The following is a 16,200-nucleotide window of genomic DNA, read 5'->3' as shown; positions in this document are numbered from 1 at the left end:
CATTTTAGTTTAAGATGGGAGGCAAAATGCTTCCCACTTTTATGAATCAGAAAAAAAGCAAAATAGACTCAATACTCGCTAACATTGCCAATTTGATTGAAAATGGCCTTTACGACACTGCTCTTGCGGATTATAGGCGTCTGTATCAGCAGGCACCAAGTTTTTTAGAACCCTCTGAAGAATTTTCCATCACGAAGTCGCAAGCGACTCATATACATAATGCCGCAAACTTGGCACGTCGTGATCTAATCATCAAGACAAAATCCATATGCTCGACGAAAAGAATTGAAGAATCAGTAAGTGCGCTATGTGGGTTGTCTCAAAAAGCTTTTGACAAGCAGCACCAGTCACCTAGTTTTCTGTTTGTACCCCAACTGCCATCTAGCCCTTTTCCATCAATAGATTCCGTTGAAAATCTTCGCGACTTTATCCAGCAACTTTCGTATCACAAGGGATATTTTTTATCGTGTGTTTCAAAGGTAAATGAAAAGTATATACACGATATAGATGAAGTGCCGGATACACAAGAATGGCGTAATCTAACGAAATGCTGGAATTCGTTGCATTTAATGAAAGGTGGCAAGTTGACTCCTGTTGGAGAAACGTTGCCTGATGAAATTAAAACGATAATAAGATCCCCCTTATTAGCAGATTGTCCGGAACATGCTCCCGAGATTGTTATTTCAGTGCTTGATGCAAAAACCAAAATACCACCGCATTTTGGTATATCTAATATTAAGTGGACACTTCACATACCTCTGTTAGTCAATGAATTATCATACATAGAAGCCGCTGGTGAGCGCCAATATTGGACACAAGATAAAGAAGCTCTTCTATTTGATGATAGCTACAAACACAGCGCGGAAAACGGGGCCGATGAAAAAAGAGCAGTATTGATTTTAGACATTTGGAATCCTCACCTGTCCATAGAAGAGCGTAGTGACATTAAAGCCCTTATGGAACTATATAGTAAATGGTCTTCCGATTACGGCAGCTTAGCATCACTGGATCGGAGACTTTATAAGTAATGCAGAATTCCCCTTCTATAATTATTCCTCAACTTATCCAGACGTTTAATAAACGCGAATATCATGTTGTGTTAGATACGATTAAATTAAATCCAACTTTGTTGCGTGTAGATGCAGTTGTGCCTCAGTTACAAGCAAGTGCTTTGCGAAAGTTGGGCTTCGTCAATGAAGCAACGAAAGCTTACGAAAAAGGGCTAAAGCGCTTTCCTAATGCGTGTGATTTAATGAATAGTTACGGAAACCTGTTACTTGAGGTGGGGCAGAGCAAAAAAGCACTACTGTTATTTAGCAAAGCCAATAAAATAAATCCAAAGGCCTATGATTATAAATACAATTTGGCGAGAACTCTTTTTGCTGAAGAACGTTTTGATGAGGCTGAAAAACACGTACGGGAATTACTAAAGGTTCACACAGTAAAGTTGGACCTGCTATTAATGCTATCGTCTATTTTGAGCCAGAAAGGGCAGAACGTAGAAGCAGAAGAGTATTTACTAAAAATAATAGAGATTGATCCGGTTAACATAAAGGCGCTCAATAATTTAGGCAACATTAAACGTAGCATTGGGCTACAAGACGAAGCGCTCATTTTTTACAGACGCGCCATGGATACTGGCGCAGCTGGTGCAGAAATATACCAGAATCTTGCGGCTTTATTAGCACTTAAAGGCATCCACAAAGATTCACTTGAAGTCTATGAGCAGGGATTGTCGAAATATCCTTTGAATGTCACGCTTCATAAGGAGTATGCGCATTTTGCATGGATACAAAATACTGATAGTCCCTTTGCGCTTTTAGAGAAAGTGTTATCTACTGAGCAACCTGGTTTAGTATTAGCTTATGCGGAATTGATGCTCAAGGTCGATGATTTTGAAAAAGCTAAACTTTGGTTAGAAAAGCTTGTGGCGAAGCAAGACCCGTCAATTCAAATTGCAGCAGTAGCTAGTCTATCTAATGCTTTGAGGGGGCTTGGTCAATTCCAAGAAGCGCTCGATGTTATAAATAGCCTTCCTAGCACCAATAGTGCTGAGTCACTGCCATTATTTATCGAAAAAAGTTATTCATTGTTGAGCCTCGACCGAGCTAAAGAAGCGATCAGCGTACTCGAATTAGTATGTCGAATTGCTCCTTTGAATCAAGGCTACTGGACACTGTTATCTACTGCTTATAAAGCAAATGGTAATGAGGCAAAATATGAAACGCTTTGTCATTATCAAGATTTTGTGAATGTCACATCGCTATTAGAAAATTCAGAAGAAAACACGCTCTTTATTAATGAATTGGCTGGATATCTAAATTCATTGCATAGCAGTACCAAGCATCCCATAGGGCAGTCGCTGAGAAATGGCACTCAGACATTTGAAAACTTACTAGACAGTGAGCACTATTTAATTCAAACCCTTAAGACTGCCCTTAAAAAAAGAGCAGAGTCGTTTGTATGCTCTCTTCCAACGGTAAAAAAACATCCTTTTCTATCTCGTATTCACTCTAACTTAGCGTTTATTGGAAGTTGGTCAGTTAGGCTTAGAAAGGCGGGCTTTCACAAGTCGCATTATCATTCTGAAGGGTGGTTGAGCGGTGTGCTTTACGTCGATGTTCCTGATGAAGTAAGGGAAAATGGCAACGGTTGGCTGGTGTTCGGACGCCCTGATATTAAGGGTATCGATATGTTAGAAGACTTCGCCATTAAGCCTAAAGCCGGAAATGTTGTCTTTTTCCCATCTTACATGTGGCATGGAACTAATCCAATTTACGCTGATACCCAAAGATTAACCGTCGCATTTGATATAGTACCTGAGTCATAACCAAAAGTTATGCAAGTTCTAATTTAAAGGCCAATGTGAATCTAGGGGTATAGCAGATTCGATTTGGCGGCCTGCCTACATGTTTGATCGCGCCATGAAATATGACAGTTCGACCAGGTTTTGGACTGCACGCGAATTCACAGTCATCTTCTTGGTTGTAAAATAAAGTTTCTCCACCCCATTCGATATCCCACTCCGGACACAAGAATACCAATACGGTGAGTTCATCAGCTTCGGGCATACAATCAGTATGGGTGAAAAGCATATCACCATAGGATGCATAGTTAACATACCCACGATAAGCACGATACTGTTTACCTGTAGTATGACTAATTTGACGAATAGCTCGTTGATAAACGGCTAAGCCCCTAATTTGTTCTTCAGAAAGAGAAACGGCCCAATGGCGGAACTGAGCAGTATCTGGGCGAGCAACTTCGTTTCGTTTAAATGCACTGATTTCTAACCCTTTAAAAATAGTATTTGTTTCATCTATTGTGCATAGGTTATCAAAAACCCATATTGGCTTATCATTAATCAGGCAACTGTATTTCGGTGTTTGATTCATAAATAATTTTGATTAGTTGTTTTATTGTTTAAGGCATTCGTATTATTACCAAATCAAAACCCATACGCCAATAAATCGTGCGCAAATGAAAAAGATAAAAAATTGAATCTCGGTGCGAGATTGTTTCTATGCTTTAGTGATATTAAATAAAACTCCCACATAACTAAAAATTCTCAGAAATGGGATAACTAAAAGTACGACAGAATTTAAAGGGTTATAACGAACATATAAAGCGCAGTGGTCGGTTGATTTTCAAGCGGGTGTGAAATGATAAGGGTCAATAATGGGCGTAGATAGGACAATGTCATAAACCTTGCACCAAAATGGCACCCTGATTGGGGAGGTTTGCTTCAATACTTTGAACCAGATGGTACAACGACCGAATCTTGGTCACCTGAATTTAACACTTTGAGCTTATTTGATGTAAAACACATTCATAGTGTGACTTATGTCACTCCATTTGCCAAACAGCCTCGATATGCCCTGACAGGTTGGATTAAAGCAAGGTAAAAGCGGGGTTTATCTTTGCTCGTAAACAAAAAAATAACCGTGTATTTGCCAGTTATTTGTACGTTGGAATGAATTCTGCAGGAGAATTCGAACGTATATTAAACAGATGATAAAAAATCTACTTGGTGTAAACAGGGTGTTACTTGACTCAGTGCTGTAATCCGTGTGAGTATAATACGTTCGTAGTACTGGAAGCTAAGGTCCGTGCTACATTCCTAAAACATAATTGTGAAAGTTTAATACGCCCCTTGCCCGAACGGTTTTCCTTTATCGGCGAGGATTCAAATAAGAAATTTGGTTGGGAACTATGTCCAAAATGAGCAAGAGAACTCTTATTGCTTCTACTGTTATCGGTGCTTTCGCACTAACAGGTAGTGCAGTCTCTGCAGATACGCTTGAAGACCTTCATAAAGAAGAAGCGAAAATCCACGCAGCTGCAGCGAAATCTCAGGAAAAAATCAACACGTTGTTTGAACAGTCTCAAGAATTACTGGTTGAGTACCGTCAAACAGTAGATGAGACAGAAAACCTCAAAATATACAATGACTACATTGCGAGTCTTGTAGCAGATCAACAACGTGGTATTGATTCTTTGCAACGTCAAATTGACAGCATTGAACAAACTAAGCAGGGCATCGTTCCTCTTATGTTCCGCATGATCGATAGTCTTGAGAAATTCATCAAACTTGATCGTCCTATTCACTTAGACGAGCGTCTAGAGCGTGTTCAGCGTTTACGTGATGTTATGTCTAACTCTAACGTAACTGTTTCAGAACAGTTCCGCCAAGTAATCGAAGCATACTTGGTTGAAGTTGAGTACGGCACTAAGATTAACTCTTACCAAGGTACTATTGATAGCAACGGCACTGAGGTGACGGTTGACTTCTTTAACCTAGGTCGCACTGCACTAGTAGCATTGTCTCTTGACCAAGAAAACGCTTGGGCATGGAACAATGAAAGCCGCGCTTGGGAACAACTTGGCGACGAATATCTGTCATCAGTTGTTGACGCAGTTAAAATGGCTAATAACGTCATTCCTGCGGATCTGATCAAACTACCAATTAGTGCAGCGGAGTAATTGTTAATGAAACCAGTATTCAAATCTCTTTTAACCGCTGCCACTCTTGCGGTTGTAGCAACCGGAGCTCAGGCTCAGGAAGCAAAGAGCCTTAAAGAACTTTTAGACCAAGTTCAGGATAACCGTGTTTCTGAAACACGTATCAACAAACAGCGTGAAGCAGAGTTCCAATCTGCTCGTGCAGACAAGCAAGCGCTTCTTCGTAAAGCAGAATCTGAATTGAAAGCTGAACAGGGTCGTGGTGACCGTCTTCAACAACAATTCTCTGACAACGAAGTAACGCTTAACGAAAAAGCCGCTGAGCTTGACCAGGCAACTGGTACACTTGGTGAGATGTTCGGTGTGGTTCGTCAAGCTTCTTCAGAAGCTTATGGCCGTGTTGCTACATCAATCGTTAGTGCTCAATTCCCAGGCCGTGGTGAGTTCCTAGCTGGAATGGCAGAAGATTCTAAAGGTCTTCCTAACATTCAAGAACTAGAAGACCTATGGTTTGCTCTTCAGAAAGAAATGACTGAAGGTGGCGAAACAGTTCGTTTCACTACAGAAGTTGTAAACCTTGACGGCGGTTCTTCACAGCAAGAAGTTGTTCGTATCGGTACTTTCAACCTTGTAGGTGAAGACGGCTACCTAACTTATGATGCTGAAAACGAAATCGTTCAGCCTCTAGGTCGCCAACCAGATAGCCGCTTTGTAGGTTCAGCTGACGATTTAATCGCAGCGACTTCAGGTATGGTTCCTTTTTATGCTGACCCTTCTCAAGGTGCAATCCTTGGTCTGTTGAAGCAAAAAGCAACAATGTCTGAGCGTTATCATGCGGGTGGTGTAGTAGGTTACACAATCACTGTAATGCTAGCGATTGGTCTACTTATCGGTCTTTACAAGCTAATTACGCTTACCGTAGTTGCTGGTAAAATGCGTTCACAGCTTAAAAACCCAGGTAACCCTTCAGATGGCAACCCACTAGGTCGCATCTTGAAGGTTTATCAAGAGAACAAAGCTGCTGATGCTGAAAACTTAGAACTTAAACTTGATGAAGCTATCCTACGTGAACTTCCACGTATCGAAAGCGGCATCAACGTAATCAAGATCTTTGCTGCAATCGCTCCGTTACTAGGTCTACTTGGTACGGTACTTGGTATGATCGCAACGTTCCAAACAATCACATTGTTCGGTACAGGCGACCCTCGTATGATGGCTGGCAGTATCTCTATGGCGCTTGTAACTACGGCTCAAGGTATTATCGCGGCGTTGCCACTGATTCTTACTCACAGCATCGTAGCTTCACGTAGCAAATCAATCATCCACATTCTTGATGAGCAAACTGCGGGTATCGTAGCAGCTCATTCAGAGTCGGAGAAAGCGTAATATGAATTACCTGATTGGATTAGTTGAATCGGTCAGGGATTTTATCGCTACCGGCGGTGACGTGCTTTATTTCGTTGCTGCCGCGCTCTTTCTCATGTGGGTTTTAATGATTGAGCGTTATTGGTATTTAACCTCGGTCTTCCCAACGGTGAAGAAAAACATCATCAAAAATTGGGATGCCCGAGCAGATACCACATCTTGGTATGCGCATAGAATCCGTGACGCGTGGATTTCTCAGGCGTCAGATGATCTGAACGCTAGAATGCTGATTATTCGCACCATTATTGCAATGTGTCCGTTAATCGGGCTACTGGGAACAGTAACCGGTATGATCGGTGTTTTCGAGACGATGGCGACACAAGGCACCAGCAATGCACGTTTAATGGCAGCTGGTATCTCCATGGCAACAGTCCCGACTATGGCGGGAATGGTAGCCGCGCTTTCTGGACTGTTCATCAGTTCTCGTCTTGAAGCGAAAGTGAAGCTGGCACGCGAAGGGTTAGTTGATAGCCTGCCACATCATTAGAGAGAGATATTATGGCTCGAAAAGTCAGAATCGAGGAAGAAGACGCACAGATTGACATGACACCCATGTTGGATATCGTGTTTATCATGCTGATCTTCTTTATCGTTACCACTGTTTTCGTTAAAGAAGCAGGGATTGAAGTTAATAAGCCCGACGCGAGCCAGGCGGTTCTTCACAAGAACGCAAACATTTTCATAGCGGTAACAGAAGATGGAAGCGTTTGGTTAGATAAACGTGAAGTAGCGCCGGACAGCGTTAGAGCGAATATTGAACGACTGCTTACCGAGCAGCCAACTGACTACGTAATCATTCAGGCTGATGTTAAAGCCAAGCATGGTTTAGTAGTAGAAATTATGGATCAGGTTAAAGCTGCAGGCGTTAATCGTGTTTCGGTAGCGGCAAGGGGTTAAGATGTTACGTATAATTGTATCTATATTCTTAGGTGCTGGTGTTGCATTTGCCCTGTTCGTACTTATGGCTAAGTTGATTGAAAACTCAGCCAGACCTGCGGACGAAGTACCTGAAGCACCGGTAATCGATATTGTGATGCAGGAACCAGACGATCAGACGCAAACGCGTCAACGTGTTCCGCCTCCACCTCCACCTCCGCCTCAACAGCCTCCTAAAATGGAGCTTGTTGAGCCAGAAGCAGCTGAACCGGATGCAGATGGCTTTAGCCTAGCAATCCCAGCTATTGATACGGGTGGTGTTGGTGTAAACATTGGTGGTGTTGGCGCTATGCAGCGTGATGGCGATGCTACTCCAATCGTTCGTATCGATCCGAAATATCCGCCTGATGCAGCCCGTGATGGCCGTGAAGGTTGGGTAAGATTGTCTTTCACTATCAATGAAATTGGTGGTGTAGACGACATCGAAGTAATTGAAGCTGAACCTAAGCGTGTATTCGACCGTGAGGCACGACGTGCATTACGTAAGTGGAAATACAAGCCTAAGATTGTTGACGGCAAAGCTGTTAAGCAAACTGGCATGTTCGTACAGCTAGACTTTAAACTGGAGCAATGATCATGATGAAAAATAAATTCAAAATGTCTGCATTTGCTTTAGTGCTTGGTGCCGGTGCAGTATTTACTGCGCCAGCGGCACTAGCACAGTCTTCACCTGTAATGTGTCCTGGTTACGAAAAGCCAAAAACAACCTTAGTAGGCGAGCGTACAGGTAAAAAAGTTCAAAAAGCGTTTGAATTTTACAACGAAGATCAAGTTGATGAAGCGTTAAACATTCTATATGAAATTGACCCTTCTGAAGACTTCGATGCGGCGTATGTAAATCGCTTTATTGGTAACTTATTAGCTGCACAAGAAGGTAAAGGCTCTAAAGCACTTGGTTATTTGAACCAGTCTGTAGAACCGAAAGTATTGAATGATCTCGAGCATTCTCAAACACTTAAGTTATTAGGTGATTTGAACATGCAAGAGAACAAATATACTGATGCGATTAAATGGTATAACGCGTGGATGGACTTTACGTGTAAAGAAGATGCGGACGTTTATACCCGTTTAGCGCAAGCTTATTATGAAGCAGGCCAATTGGATAAGATGATTGAGCCAGCTGACAGAGCAATTGCTTTGTATGATAAGCCAAATAAAAACCCTTATGTGTTAAAGCTAACGTCATATTACGAACGTAAGATGTTTCCTCAAACAGTGGCAGTTGCAGAAGAACTTGTTCGCAACTTCCCTGAGGAGCCGCGTTGGTGGACTCAGCTTGGTTTCTTCTATCTTTCAGTAGAAGACTTCGAGAAAGGTTTGTCTACGTTCGAAATGGCTTACATTCAAGGTTACCTTAAGAAAGTAAATGAGATTAAAACGTTATCTCAGTTGTTCCAAACCAACGGCATGCCTTTTAAAGCTGCTCAAATTTTGGAAAAACACGTTAAATCTGGTTTACTTGAAGAAGATGCCGATATGCTAGCGAGTATTGCTAACGCATATCACCAGGCGAAAAACTATGACAAAGCAGCTTCGCTTTACGCTAAGGCTGCCGCGAAAAGTTCAGATCCTGAGCATTACAGAAAGCAAGGTACCTTGTTGTTAGTTGCTGAAGATTACAAAGGCGCGATTAAAGCATTAAACAATGCATTAGAGCGCGGCGTTGAAAATCCTGGCAAAGTTCACTTCACCCTAATGGAAGCGAACTTCTACGCAGGCGACTTCAGAGAAGCTTATAAGCACATTCAAGAAGCGAAGAAAGATCGCTCACTACGTCGTAATGCGGCGGCTTGGGAGCCTTACATTAAAGAGAAGGCTAAGAACCGCGGTATTAACATTTAGTAGTTATATCGATAAATAGAAAGGCCTCCGTATGGAGGCCTTTTTTTTCGTTTAGTTTGCTTAAAACAATTAATGCCTCAGGTCATTACACAGGACAACAAATAGCGTACTTTTTTTCTTAGTGCGTCGGTTAATGCCTTACGACCACTTACGTTTAACAGCTGAATAAGCTGATTAGTGGGGAGGGGGGATGAGCCAAGTAATAAAAGAAGTTGAGGTGTAACTGCTTCAGTTTCATTCTTACACATCTTAGTTGGCATCTTCGTAGACTTTTCAGCATTGCTAATATACTTATTAGATACAGATAGCTCAGCGGCCAGCGCGTTTATCGCAAAACCAACTTGGTTTAGCGGCCTAGTAGCATTCACAAAATGCTGTAGCTTTTTCATTAGCGTTTTTCTTACGATATCCGGTAAGGCACTCAAAAGTACGCTTTCGTTTTTTTGGCTATAGGCAAACAAGCAAGATAGTATTTCTTGTTGCGGCCGATAGCGTTCAGATATGGCTTTTACCACCAACGCACTAGTCTCTCCACTTGCTTTGTTAGGTTTTTCACCCATATCCACAAGTTTGAATCCGCATTGTTGCCAAAACTTATTAAGCTTATAAGAGGTGCCATAGGAGCTTGTCAGTGCATCAATGTCTTGTGAAAGGGCTTGCGATTTAATAAAGCGTATAAGGCCTGTACCTATACCTTGGCCTTGAAGATAAGGAGCTACTGCTATGCGGTTTATTCGCCAATAACGATAAGCTGCAGTCTCCGGATGGGCCGTGAGTAGCGTAAGCCTTTGCGCACCTAAATGTCCTTTAGGCCGGCGGGAACCATCTGCAATCCCTTTTTGTACATCAGCTAAAACCTCGCCGCCTTCACAATTTATTACTGCAGCTGCGGTTAAACGACTTGCATTCCATTCGGTGAACAATATGATATCTGGGCTGTCACAGAGCCGCATGAAGTCATCGGGTGTGGTCTGATAGTGGGCAGTGGCCAACAGTTGCATAACACTCTGTAATTGGTGTTCTGATAATGCAGACACCAAACCCATCCTGTAGTCATTGCTACATTTATTTGTCGATGGTTTATGCGGTACTTCTATCGGTACTTCTCTTGGTACTTCTTGCGGTGCTTGCCGCGATACTTCTTGTAATACTTGCCGCGGTGCATCACTGACAGTATTTAATGATTCTGTACCTTCAAATAAGCAAATATTATGTATCAGGTTTTCTAGCTTATCGTGCTTAGGCCAGCGCAGCGGTGTGCGCAATGAAAGGTGTACAGCGCCTTCAGTTTCAAAAGCAGGTAGCATGCGTTGCATAAAGCCTTGCCCACTCCCTTCGTATCCCTGCAATGTTGTGGTGATCACATAGTTATCATGAGCGCCAATTAACAAGTTAAGAACAGGCAAGGGGAAGGATGCTGCTTCATCAATAATAAGTAAGTCAAAGTCACCATTAATAAGCGTGGGGTTATCTGGTGCAAGCCACTGTGCGCTGCCGCCTTTCTCAATACTAAAAATCTCTTTAGTGGCCGATTTAGCCGCGTTTGGCTCAGTGTCATTACTATCGGGGGGATTAGCAGTGCAGTCACTAGACTGACCTGCTTGGTCTTTGTCCTCTGAATTAAGTAAACCCATGCCTAGGCGAATATGCTTAAAAAGGGTGGTAGTGTTGTCACGAATGACGCTTGTGATAGCTACTTTCTCGCCTTTATTCAGTCTTGAAGCAACAAACAGCCCTACCAGCGCAGACTTTCCTCTGCCTCTAGGCGCTGTGATGACAGCTTTACGAATATCTTGCGACCACCTATTTGTTAGGCAGTCAAATGCCAGCTGTTGATCCAGTGATTTAAACTGTGGTCTACGGGTTTCATCATCACCTAGTGGCTGAGTTGCTTGTGCATTTTTTGAGACTCTCGGATAAATCGAGCCTTCGGGTTCAATCGGGTTTACATTGTTTGATGAATCAGGCGCATCGCTCCCCACTAAATCGGGGATATGGCAATGGTTACCATCCCATACAGCTACGTCTGCATTGCTTTTTATTATTGCGACAAGCCTTTTTATATAAAGGCTTTGGGTTGCTTTAAACCCGTGAGATAGATGAGTATGTTTGGCGTGTAAATGCCAAGAGGCTAACGCAGGGCAGCATAAAATGAGACACCCACCCCAACGAATAGTGCCTGCAATGGCCATCATATTTCCCGGATTAAACCCTTGATGTGAGTGTACCACCCCAATATCGCATTCATTACCTAGCAGATGTTTACGAAGGAGTGAGGTCTCCCCGCCTATTTCTTTAACGATAAGTGAAGGGGGAATATCGCTCAAAAGAGACGTTAAACGCTGGTTAACCCATTCATAATCGCCAGTAAGCACGAGTAGACGTCGATGCTCGGTATCTCGTGCTTGCGAATAAAAAGGGTTAAACAACCATTGAGTTAATTCCGGTGGCGCCATAGATGTGTTTTTTCGGTATAATTAAGACTTTCTGTGCTTATAGTAACTACTTATCTAAAGGAATTCGAATGCGCTTTCTTTCTCGGCGTCTAGTGATGCCAAACGACTTAAATTATGCCAACTCTTTATTTGGTGGCCGTGCGCTTGAGTGGATTGATGAAGAGGCTGCTATTTGGGCAATTTGTCAATTAGAAACCAATTGTTTGGTCACCAAACATATAGGGGAAATTAGTTTTGAGTCGCCTGCACTGCAAGGGGATATTGTTGAGTTTGGTCTTGAAACCAAGGCGGTTGGTAGAACGTCGATTACCGTAAGTTGTTTAGTGCGCAATAAAGCCACTAAAAAGACGATTTGTTTTGCTGACGACATCGTCTTCGTTAAAGTTGATCCAGAATCACGCCAACCTGCAGCGCATGGTAAAACACTTGAAGCGTTAGTGTCTCAAACTAACGAAGAAGTACGAAAGCTCAATCTAGAATTAGAAGAACAAAAATAAAGTCATAAGACCAAAATACGATGCCTACTGTTACGCCAAGTTAACCGTTTAATATCTTGACGGTTTTGGCGTAACTGGTAGACTCCTCGCTGTATTCGGTATTCTAACTGAATGCATATACCAAGGGGTGTCCGTACCGCGGACTGAGATTCACATCAACACTGTGAGAACCCTTACACCTGATCCGGATAATGCCGGCGTAGGGATGGTTGACCACATAGTCGTATCACCTGCCGTACACCCGGATCTTTTTTCTTAGAAAAGAATAAGAGATCCCATGCAAAAACCAATATTTTGTCTTTCTTTAATTGCTGCATCGCTTTGTGCTAATGCGCAAACCAATGATCAAGAAACACAACTTGAAGACGTTGAACGTATTGTCGTTAGCGGAGACTTTCGCGAAACCGTATTAGACCAACTAAGTGCCAGTGCGACCATTTTGGGCGCCAAGCGCTTAAGCAGTCGCCAGCCTACCCATATTGATAGTGTGCTAAACAGTGTGCCGAACGTTAATTTCGCCGCAGGCGCCTCACGTGGACGCTTTGTGCAAATAAGAGGTATCGGTGAACGTAGTCAATTTGTAGAGCCTATTAACCCTTCTGTTAGTTTCATCGTTGACGAATTTGATTTCTCTGGTCTAGCGGCAGCGGGACTTATTTTTGATACGCAGCAACTAGAAGTGTACCGAGGCCCACAGGCCACTTTATTTGGTTCTGGCGCGCTAGCAGGTGCAGTGAAGCTTTCTAGTACGCCTGTAGGTTCAGAAGGCGCTGACTATGTTGAATTAAGAGCTGGTAACAAAGATAGTTATCGGGTGGAAGTGGCTACAGGTGATGATATCAACCAAGACTGGGGATATCGCGTCGCACTAATGCATAACCGTAGTGATGGTTTTGTAGAAAATACCGTGGTTAACAGCAACGGCATTGAGCAAAAGCGTGATGATACCAATAATCTCGATGAAACCGCCGCGCGCATCAGTATTGCTGTAAATATTGACGAAAGAAGTACCTTGGCGCTGACATATCGTTGGTATGACATCGACAATGGGTATGATGCGTTCTCTCTAGACAATAATAATCAGACCTTATCTGATGAGCCTGGTTTTGACACCCATCAAACTCATGCGGTAAGTGCGAAATCTACTACCTCGACTAATGGCGGTGACTTTATTCTCATCGCCACTCATGCATCACACAATATTGGTTATGGATATGACGAAGATTGGACTTATGAAGGTTTTCACCCTTTCGGGTATACCTCATTCGACGCGTATTTCCGCGATGTAGACACACAAACCGCAGAAGTACGCTTTGTATCATCAGACAATGCCGCGCTATTTGATGGTGCGACCGCTTGGACGCTTGGCGCTTTTTATAAGACAAGCGAAGAAGATTTGTTACGACAGTACACCTATGCATCAGGTGATTTCACCAGTGTGTATGAACCCACCACCAAAGCAGTATATTTACAAACTGAATCTACGCTTACCAATAGCCTAACGTTAGTGGCAGGGTTACGTGTAGAAAATTATGGTTTTGACTACTCAGATAACAATGGCCTTGAAAGTAGTCATGATACTACGATGACAGGCGGGAAAGTGGCATTGCAGTACACCGCTCGGAACCACTTTTACTACGCCAGTATTTCTCGCGGTTACAAAGGGGCAGGGTACAACCCTGACGAACGAGTATCAGATGATCAGCGATTCTTTGATGAAGAATACAACTGGAATTATGAGCTTGGTGTTAAAGGACCTTTGCTAATATCAGAACTTACCATGCGAGCCGCCCTTTTCTATATGGATAGGGACGATACGCAAGTGAGTAATTTTGATGTTCAAATTCGAGAAGACGGCACACCTGATTTTATCGACATTATAGACAACGCTGATATAGGCACTAACAAAGGTGCTGAGCTAGAGTTAAGTTGGCTGGTAGATGCAAACTGGACCATGAACATGAGTTTAGGTTACCTAGATGCTACCTTTGAAGATTATACGCTGACCGACGGCACTGTGATTGAAGAACAGCGCCAAGCACAAGCACCTAAATATACGGCTAACTTATTTAGTGAGTTATCTATCACTGATGATGTGCTCTGGCGTATTGATATCGACTTTAAAGACAGTTATCGCTTTTCTGATGGGCATGACGTAGAGGCCCCTTCGACCACGTTAGTGAACAGTGAAATTGTATGGTTTTCCAATGATTGGCAAACTAGCGTGTGGGTTAAAAATGCCTTCGACAATGAGTATTACACCAGAGGTTTTGGTGGATTCAGTAACGATCCTCGTGATGAGTATGCGTTTGCAGAACCTTACTATCAATTAGGTAATGGCCGCCAGTTCGGCGTTACCGTTAAATACGAATTCTAGGAGTACGCTATGCAAGTCATGGTTGAGCTATCGCTATACCCACTAGTAGGGGAATACATTGAGCCCATTCAGCAATTTATCGATCGCTTAAATAGCTACGGCAATATTGGCGTGTTAACGACTTCCACCAGTACGCAAGTATCCGGTGATTACGGGCATGTGATGACTATTCTTGGTAAGGAAATGCAGCGAACTCACGAAGAAGTCGGGCAGGCTATTTTTGTGGCGAAATTTCTAAACTACGATGCCATGCAGGCTAATAAGCAAGCCAGAAAAGCTGAAGCATGAGTGCATTTTTTACTGAGTTTTTGTCGCAGATAGCAGCTACATCAAAATTGGAATGGCTAGCAGTAGTGCTTGCCATTGCCTATGTGTTGCTTGCGGCTAAACAGAATAGCTGGTGTTGGCTTTGCGCCTTCGCCAGCACGGCTATTTATACCTGGCTGTTTTGGCAGGTGACGTTGCCGTTTCAGTCCATGCTGAATTTTTTCTATATGATAATGGCGGGCTATGGTTATTATCAGTGGTCAAAAGGGGGAGACGAGGGCACCGAGAAGCCGGTACGTTCATGGCCGCTGTGGATACATCTAACGATAGTCCCGGTGCTGTTATGCTGTGCGTGGGGATTGTCTAAATTAGTGACCGCCCAATTTAACAGTGATCATTTATTGCTAGATGCGAGTATCCAACTGTTAAGTATAGTTACCACTTTCATGGTGGCACACAAAGTTCTACAAAATTGGATTTACTGGTTTTTTATTAATTTGGCCTCCGCCTTTTTATATTTTCAAGTGGGGATGGCATTATCAGCATGCTTGTTCCTTGGATACGTAGGATTCTCGATTTTTGGGTATCTACAATGGCAAGCGCAGTGGAATAGGCAAGATGAAACCGGAAACTATCATTCCGCTTTTGAAAGAAGCACTTAATTTATCTGATTCGGCCACAGTGGAACGTCACCCTGCAGGCTTGGTGAATCAGGTATATCATTTGAAAGACGGTACGCGTGGGTTTGCGGTTAAATGGGTGGGAGAAGATGCTTTCAGCGGCATCGACAGATTCCATCAATTTGTATTGCAACAGCAACTTGCAGAGCGAGGCATTGCACCAGAGCCTGTTTGGTTAAGCGATGATGAATTAATTTGGGTAGAGCAATGGGAAGAAGAAGCCGATCCTCATCCCAGTATTCGTTCACCCGAAGCGTTAGCATCAGTACTTGCCCGTGTGCATAGGCTGCCTATCACCGCTAGACCACTCAACTTATTTTCTCGTTGGTTGCACTACATGCATGCCGCTGGTTTAAAAGAGGGAGATACGCTTTTCGACCAGGCGATTCAACTTCGCGCAAGCTTAGTGAAAAGTGAAGGCAACACAGACGACTATGTACTGTGTCACAACGACTTACTTGCTCATCATGTGGTACGTGATTCCACGCCTTTCATTGTTGATTGGGAGTACTCCGCCATGGGTAATCGTTATTTCGATGTAGCAGGGTGTGCAAAGATAAACGCAATGAGCGAAATACAAACACAGGCATTAGCCATCGCCTATGCAAAAGAAGTCGGTAAAGATGAAAGTGAGGTCTTATCGCAAGTTCAGCTACACATGGAAATCGTTAACGTGACTAACGATTTGTGGCAGGCAGCCCTTGAGGCTAACAAGCAAACTGCTGGCTAAAGTACGCTTTTTGTTTGTTTTAACAGCG

The 16,200-nt window shown here is 43.0% G+C and carries 16 protein-coding genes and 1 riboswitch; of the genes, 14 read left to right on the top strand and 2 right to left on the bottom strand.

Annotated elements, in window-relative coordinates; genetic code table 11:
* The first annotated feature begins 26 nt into the window (after nt 1-26).
* Together C7Y69_RS04560 and C7Y69_RS04555 are read left to right on the top strand one after the other, a co-directional pair.
* Nucleotides 27-1,028, top strand: coding sequence for an aspartyl/asparaginyl beta-hydroxylase domain-containing protein (locus C7Y69_RS04560; RefSeq protein WP_126871943.1), 1,002 nt, complete (start codon nt 27-29; stop codon nt 1,026-1,028).
* Nucleotides 1,028-2,830 (top strand): putative 2OG-Fe(II) oxygenase, encoded by a 1,803-nt coding sequence (locus tag C7Y69_RS04555; protein ID WP_126871942.1) that lies wholly within the window; start codon nt 1,028-1,030, stop codon nt 2,828-2,830. Before C7Y69_RS04560 ends, C7Y69_RS04555 begins: the two co-directional genes overlap by 1 nt.
* 7 nt (nt 2,831-2,837) lie before the next feature.
* Here the strand turns inward: C7Y69_RS04555 and C7Y69_RS04550 are convergent, their stop codons facing one another.
* The gene (locus C7Y69_RS04550; RefSeq protein WP_126871941.1) at nt 2,838-3,395 is read right to left on the bottom strand and encodes a 2OG-Fe(II) oxygenase; all 558 of its coding nucleotides are present in this window, start codon (nt 3,393-3,395) and stop codon (nt 2,838-2,840) included.
* Between the two features lie 306 nt (nt 3,396-3,701).
* Between C7Y69_RS04550 and C7Y69_RS04545 the strand changes: the two genes are divergently transcribed.
* The 7 genes from C7Y69_RS04545 (at nt 3,702) to C7Y69_RS04515 (ending at nt 9,165) form a co-directional block, all read left to right on the top strand.
* Nucleotides 3,702-3,905: a 2OG-Fe(II) oxygenase family protein gene (locus C7Y69_RS04545; protein ID WP_083820159.1), complete on the top strand. Its 204-nt coding sequence runs from the start codon at nt 3,702-3,704 to the stop codon at nt 3,903-3,905.
* 316 nt (nt 3,906-4,221) lie between these two features.
* Nucleotides 4,222-4,983 (top strand): DUF3450 domain-containing protein, encoded by a 762-nt coding sequence (locus tag C7Y69_RS04540; protein ID WP_013785035.1) that lies wholly within the window; start codon nt 4,222-4,224, stop codon nt 4,981-4,983.
* A 6-nt stretch (nt 4,984-4,989) separates the two neighbouring features.
* A complete protein-coding gene (locus tag C7Y69_RS04535; RefSeq protein WP_126871940.1) occupies nt 4,990-6,348 on the top strand; it encodes a MotA/TolQ/ExbB proton channel family protein in 1,359 nt (452 codons plus the stop codon).
* 1 nt (nt 6,349) lies between these two features.
* Nucleotides 6,350-6,874 carry a MotA/TolQ/ExbB proton channel family protein gene (locus tag C7Y69_RS04530; protein WP_013785033.1) on the top strand — a complete coding sequence of 175 codons (525 nt, stop codon included), beginning with the start codon at nt 6,350-6,352 and terminating at the stop codon, nt 6,872-6,874.
* An 11-nt stretch (nt 6,875-6,885) separates the two neighbouring features.
* Nucleotides 6,886-7,284 carry an ExbD/TolR family protein gene (locus C7Y69_RS04525; protein WP_013785032.1) on the top strand — a complete coding sequence of 133 codons (399 nt, stop codon included), beginning with the start codon at nt 6,886-6,888 and terminating at the stop codon, nt 7,282-7,284.
* A 1-nt stretch (nt 7,285) separates the two neighbouring features.
* A complete protein-coding gene (locus C7Y69_RS04520) occupies nt 7,286-7,897 on the top strand; it encodes an energy transducer TonB (RefSeq protein ID WP_013785031.1) in 612 nt (203 codons plus the stop codon).
* Between the two features lie 2 nt (nt 7,898-7,899).
* On the top strand, nt 7,900-9,165 hold the full coding sequence (locus tag C7Y69_RS04515) for a tetratricopeptide repeat protein (protein WP_126871939.1): 1,266 nt from the start codon (nt 7,900-7,902) through the stop codon (nt 9,163-9,165).
* A gap of 77 nt (nt 9,166-9,242) precedes the next feature.
* On the opposite strand, the gene C7Y69_RS04510 is transcribed toward C7Y69_RS04515, so the two are convergent.
* On the bottom strand, nt 9,243-11,621 hold the full coding sequence (locus tag C7Y69_RS04510; protein ID WP_126871938.1) for a GNAT family N-acetyltransferase: 2,379 nt from the start codon (nt 11,619-11,621) through the stop codon (nt 9,243-9,245).
* Nucleotides 11,622-11,689: 68 nt separating this feature from the next.
* On the opposite strand from C7Y69_RS04510, the gene C7Y69_RS04505 reads away from it, so the two are divergent.
* From C7Y69_RS04505 to C7Y69_RS04485, 5 genes are all read left to right on the top strand, one after another.
* A complete protein-coding gene (locus tag C7Y69_RS04505) occupies nt 11,690-12,118 on the top strand; it encodes an acyl-CoA thioesterase (RefSeq protein WP_013785028.1) in 429 nt (142 codons plus the stop codon).
* 113 nt (nt 12,119-12,231) lie between these two features.
* Nucleotides 12,232-12,341: riboswitch (TPP riboswitch) on the top strand.
* 54 nt (nt 12,342-12,395) lie between these two features.
* The gene (locus C7Y69_RS04500) at nt 12,396-14,495 is read left to right on the top strand and encodes a TonB-dependent receptor (RefSeq protein WP_126871937.1); all 2,100 of its coding nucleotides are present in this window, start codon (nt 12,396-12,398) and stop codon (nt 14,493-14,495) included.
* A 9-nt stretch (nt 14,496-14,504) separates the two neighbouring features.
* Nucleotides 14,505-14,783, top strand: coding sequence for a hypothetical protein (locus C7Y69_RS04495; protein WP_013785026.1), 279 nt, complete (start codon nt 14,505-14,507; stop codon nt 14,781-14,783).
* The gene (pnuC, locus tag C7Y69_RS04490) at nt 14,780-15,424 is read left to right on the top strand and encodes a nicotinamide riboside transporter PnuC (protein ID WP_013785025.1); all 645 of its coding nucleotides are present in this window, start codon (nt 14,780-14,782) and stop codon (nt 15,422-15,424) included. The genes C7Y69_RS04495 and pnuC overlap by 4 nt, the downstream gene beginning before the upstream one ends.
* Nucleotides 15,381-16,172 carry an LPS biosynthesis choline kinase gene (locus C7Y69_RS04485; RefSeq protein ID WP_013785024.1) on the top strand — a complete coding sequence of 264 codons (792 nt, stop codon included), beginning with the start codon at nt 15,381-15,383 and terminating at the stop codon, nt 16,170-16,172. Before pnuC ends, C7Y69_RS04485 begins: the two co-directional genes overlap by 44 nt.
* Nucleotides 16,173-16,200: the final 28 nt, after the last annotated feature.

Source organism: Alteromonas sp. KS69 (assembly GCF_003989595.1).
Classification (GTDB): domain Bacteria; phylum Pseudomonadota; class Gammaproteobacteria; order Enterobacterales; family Alteromonadaceae; genus Alteromonas; species Alteromonas naphthalenivorans.
The sequence above is the reverse complement of the archived record's forward strand: the minus strand, read 5'-3'. Positions and strand labels throughout refer to the sequence as shown.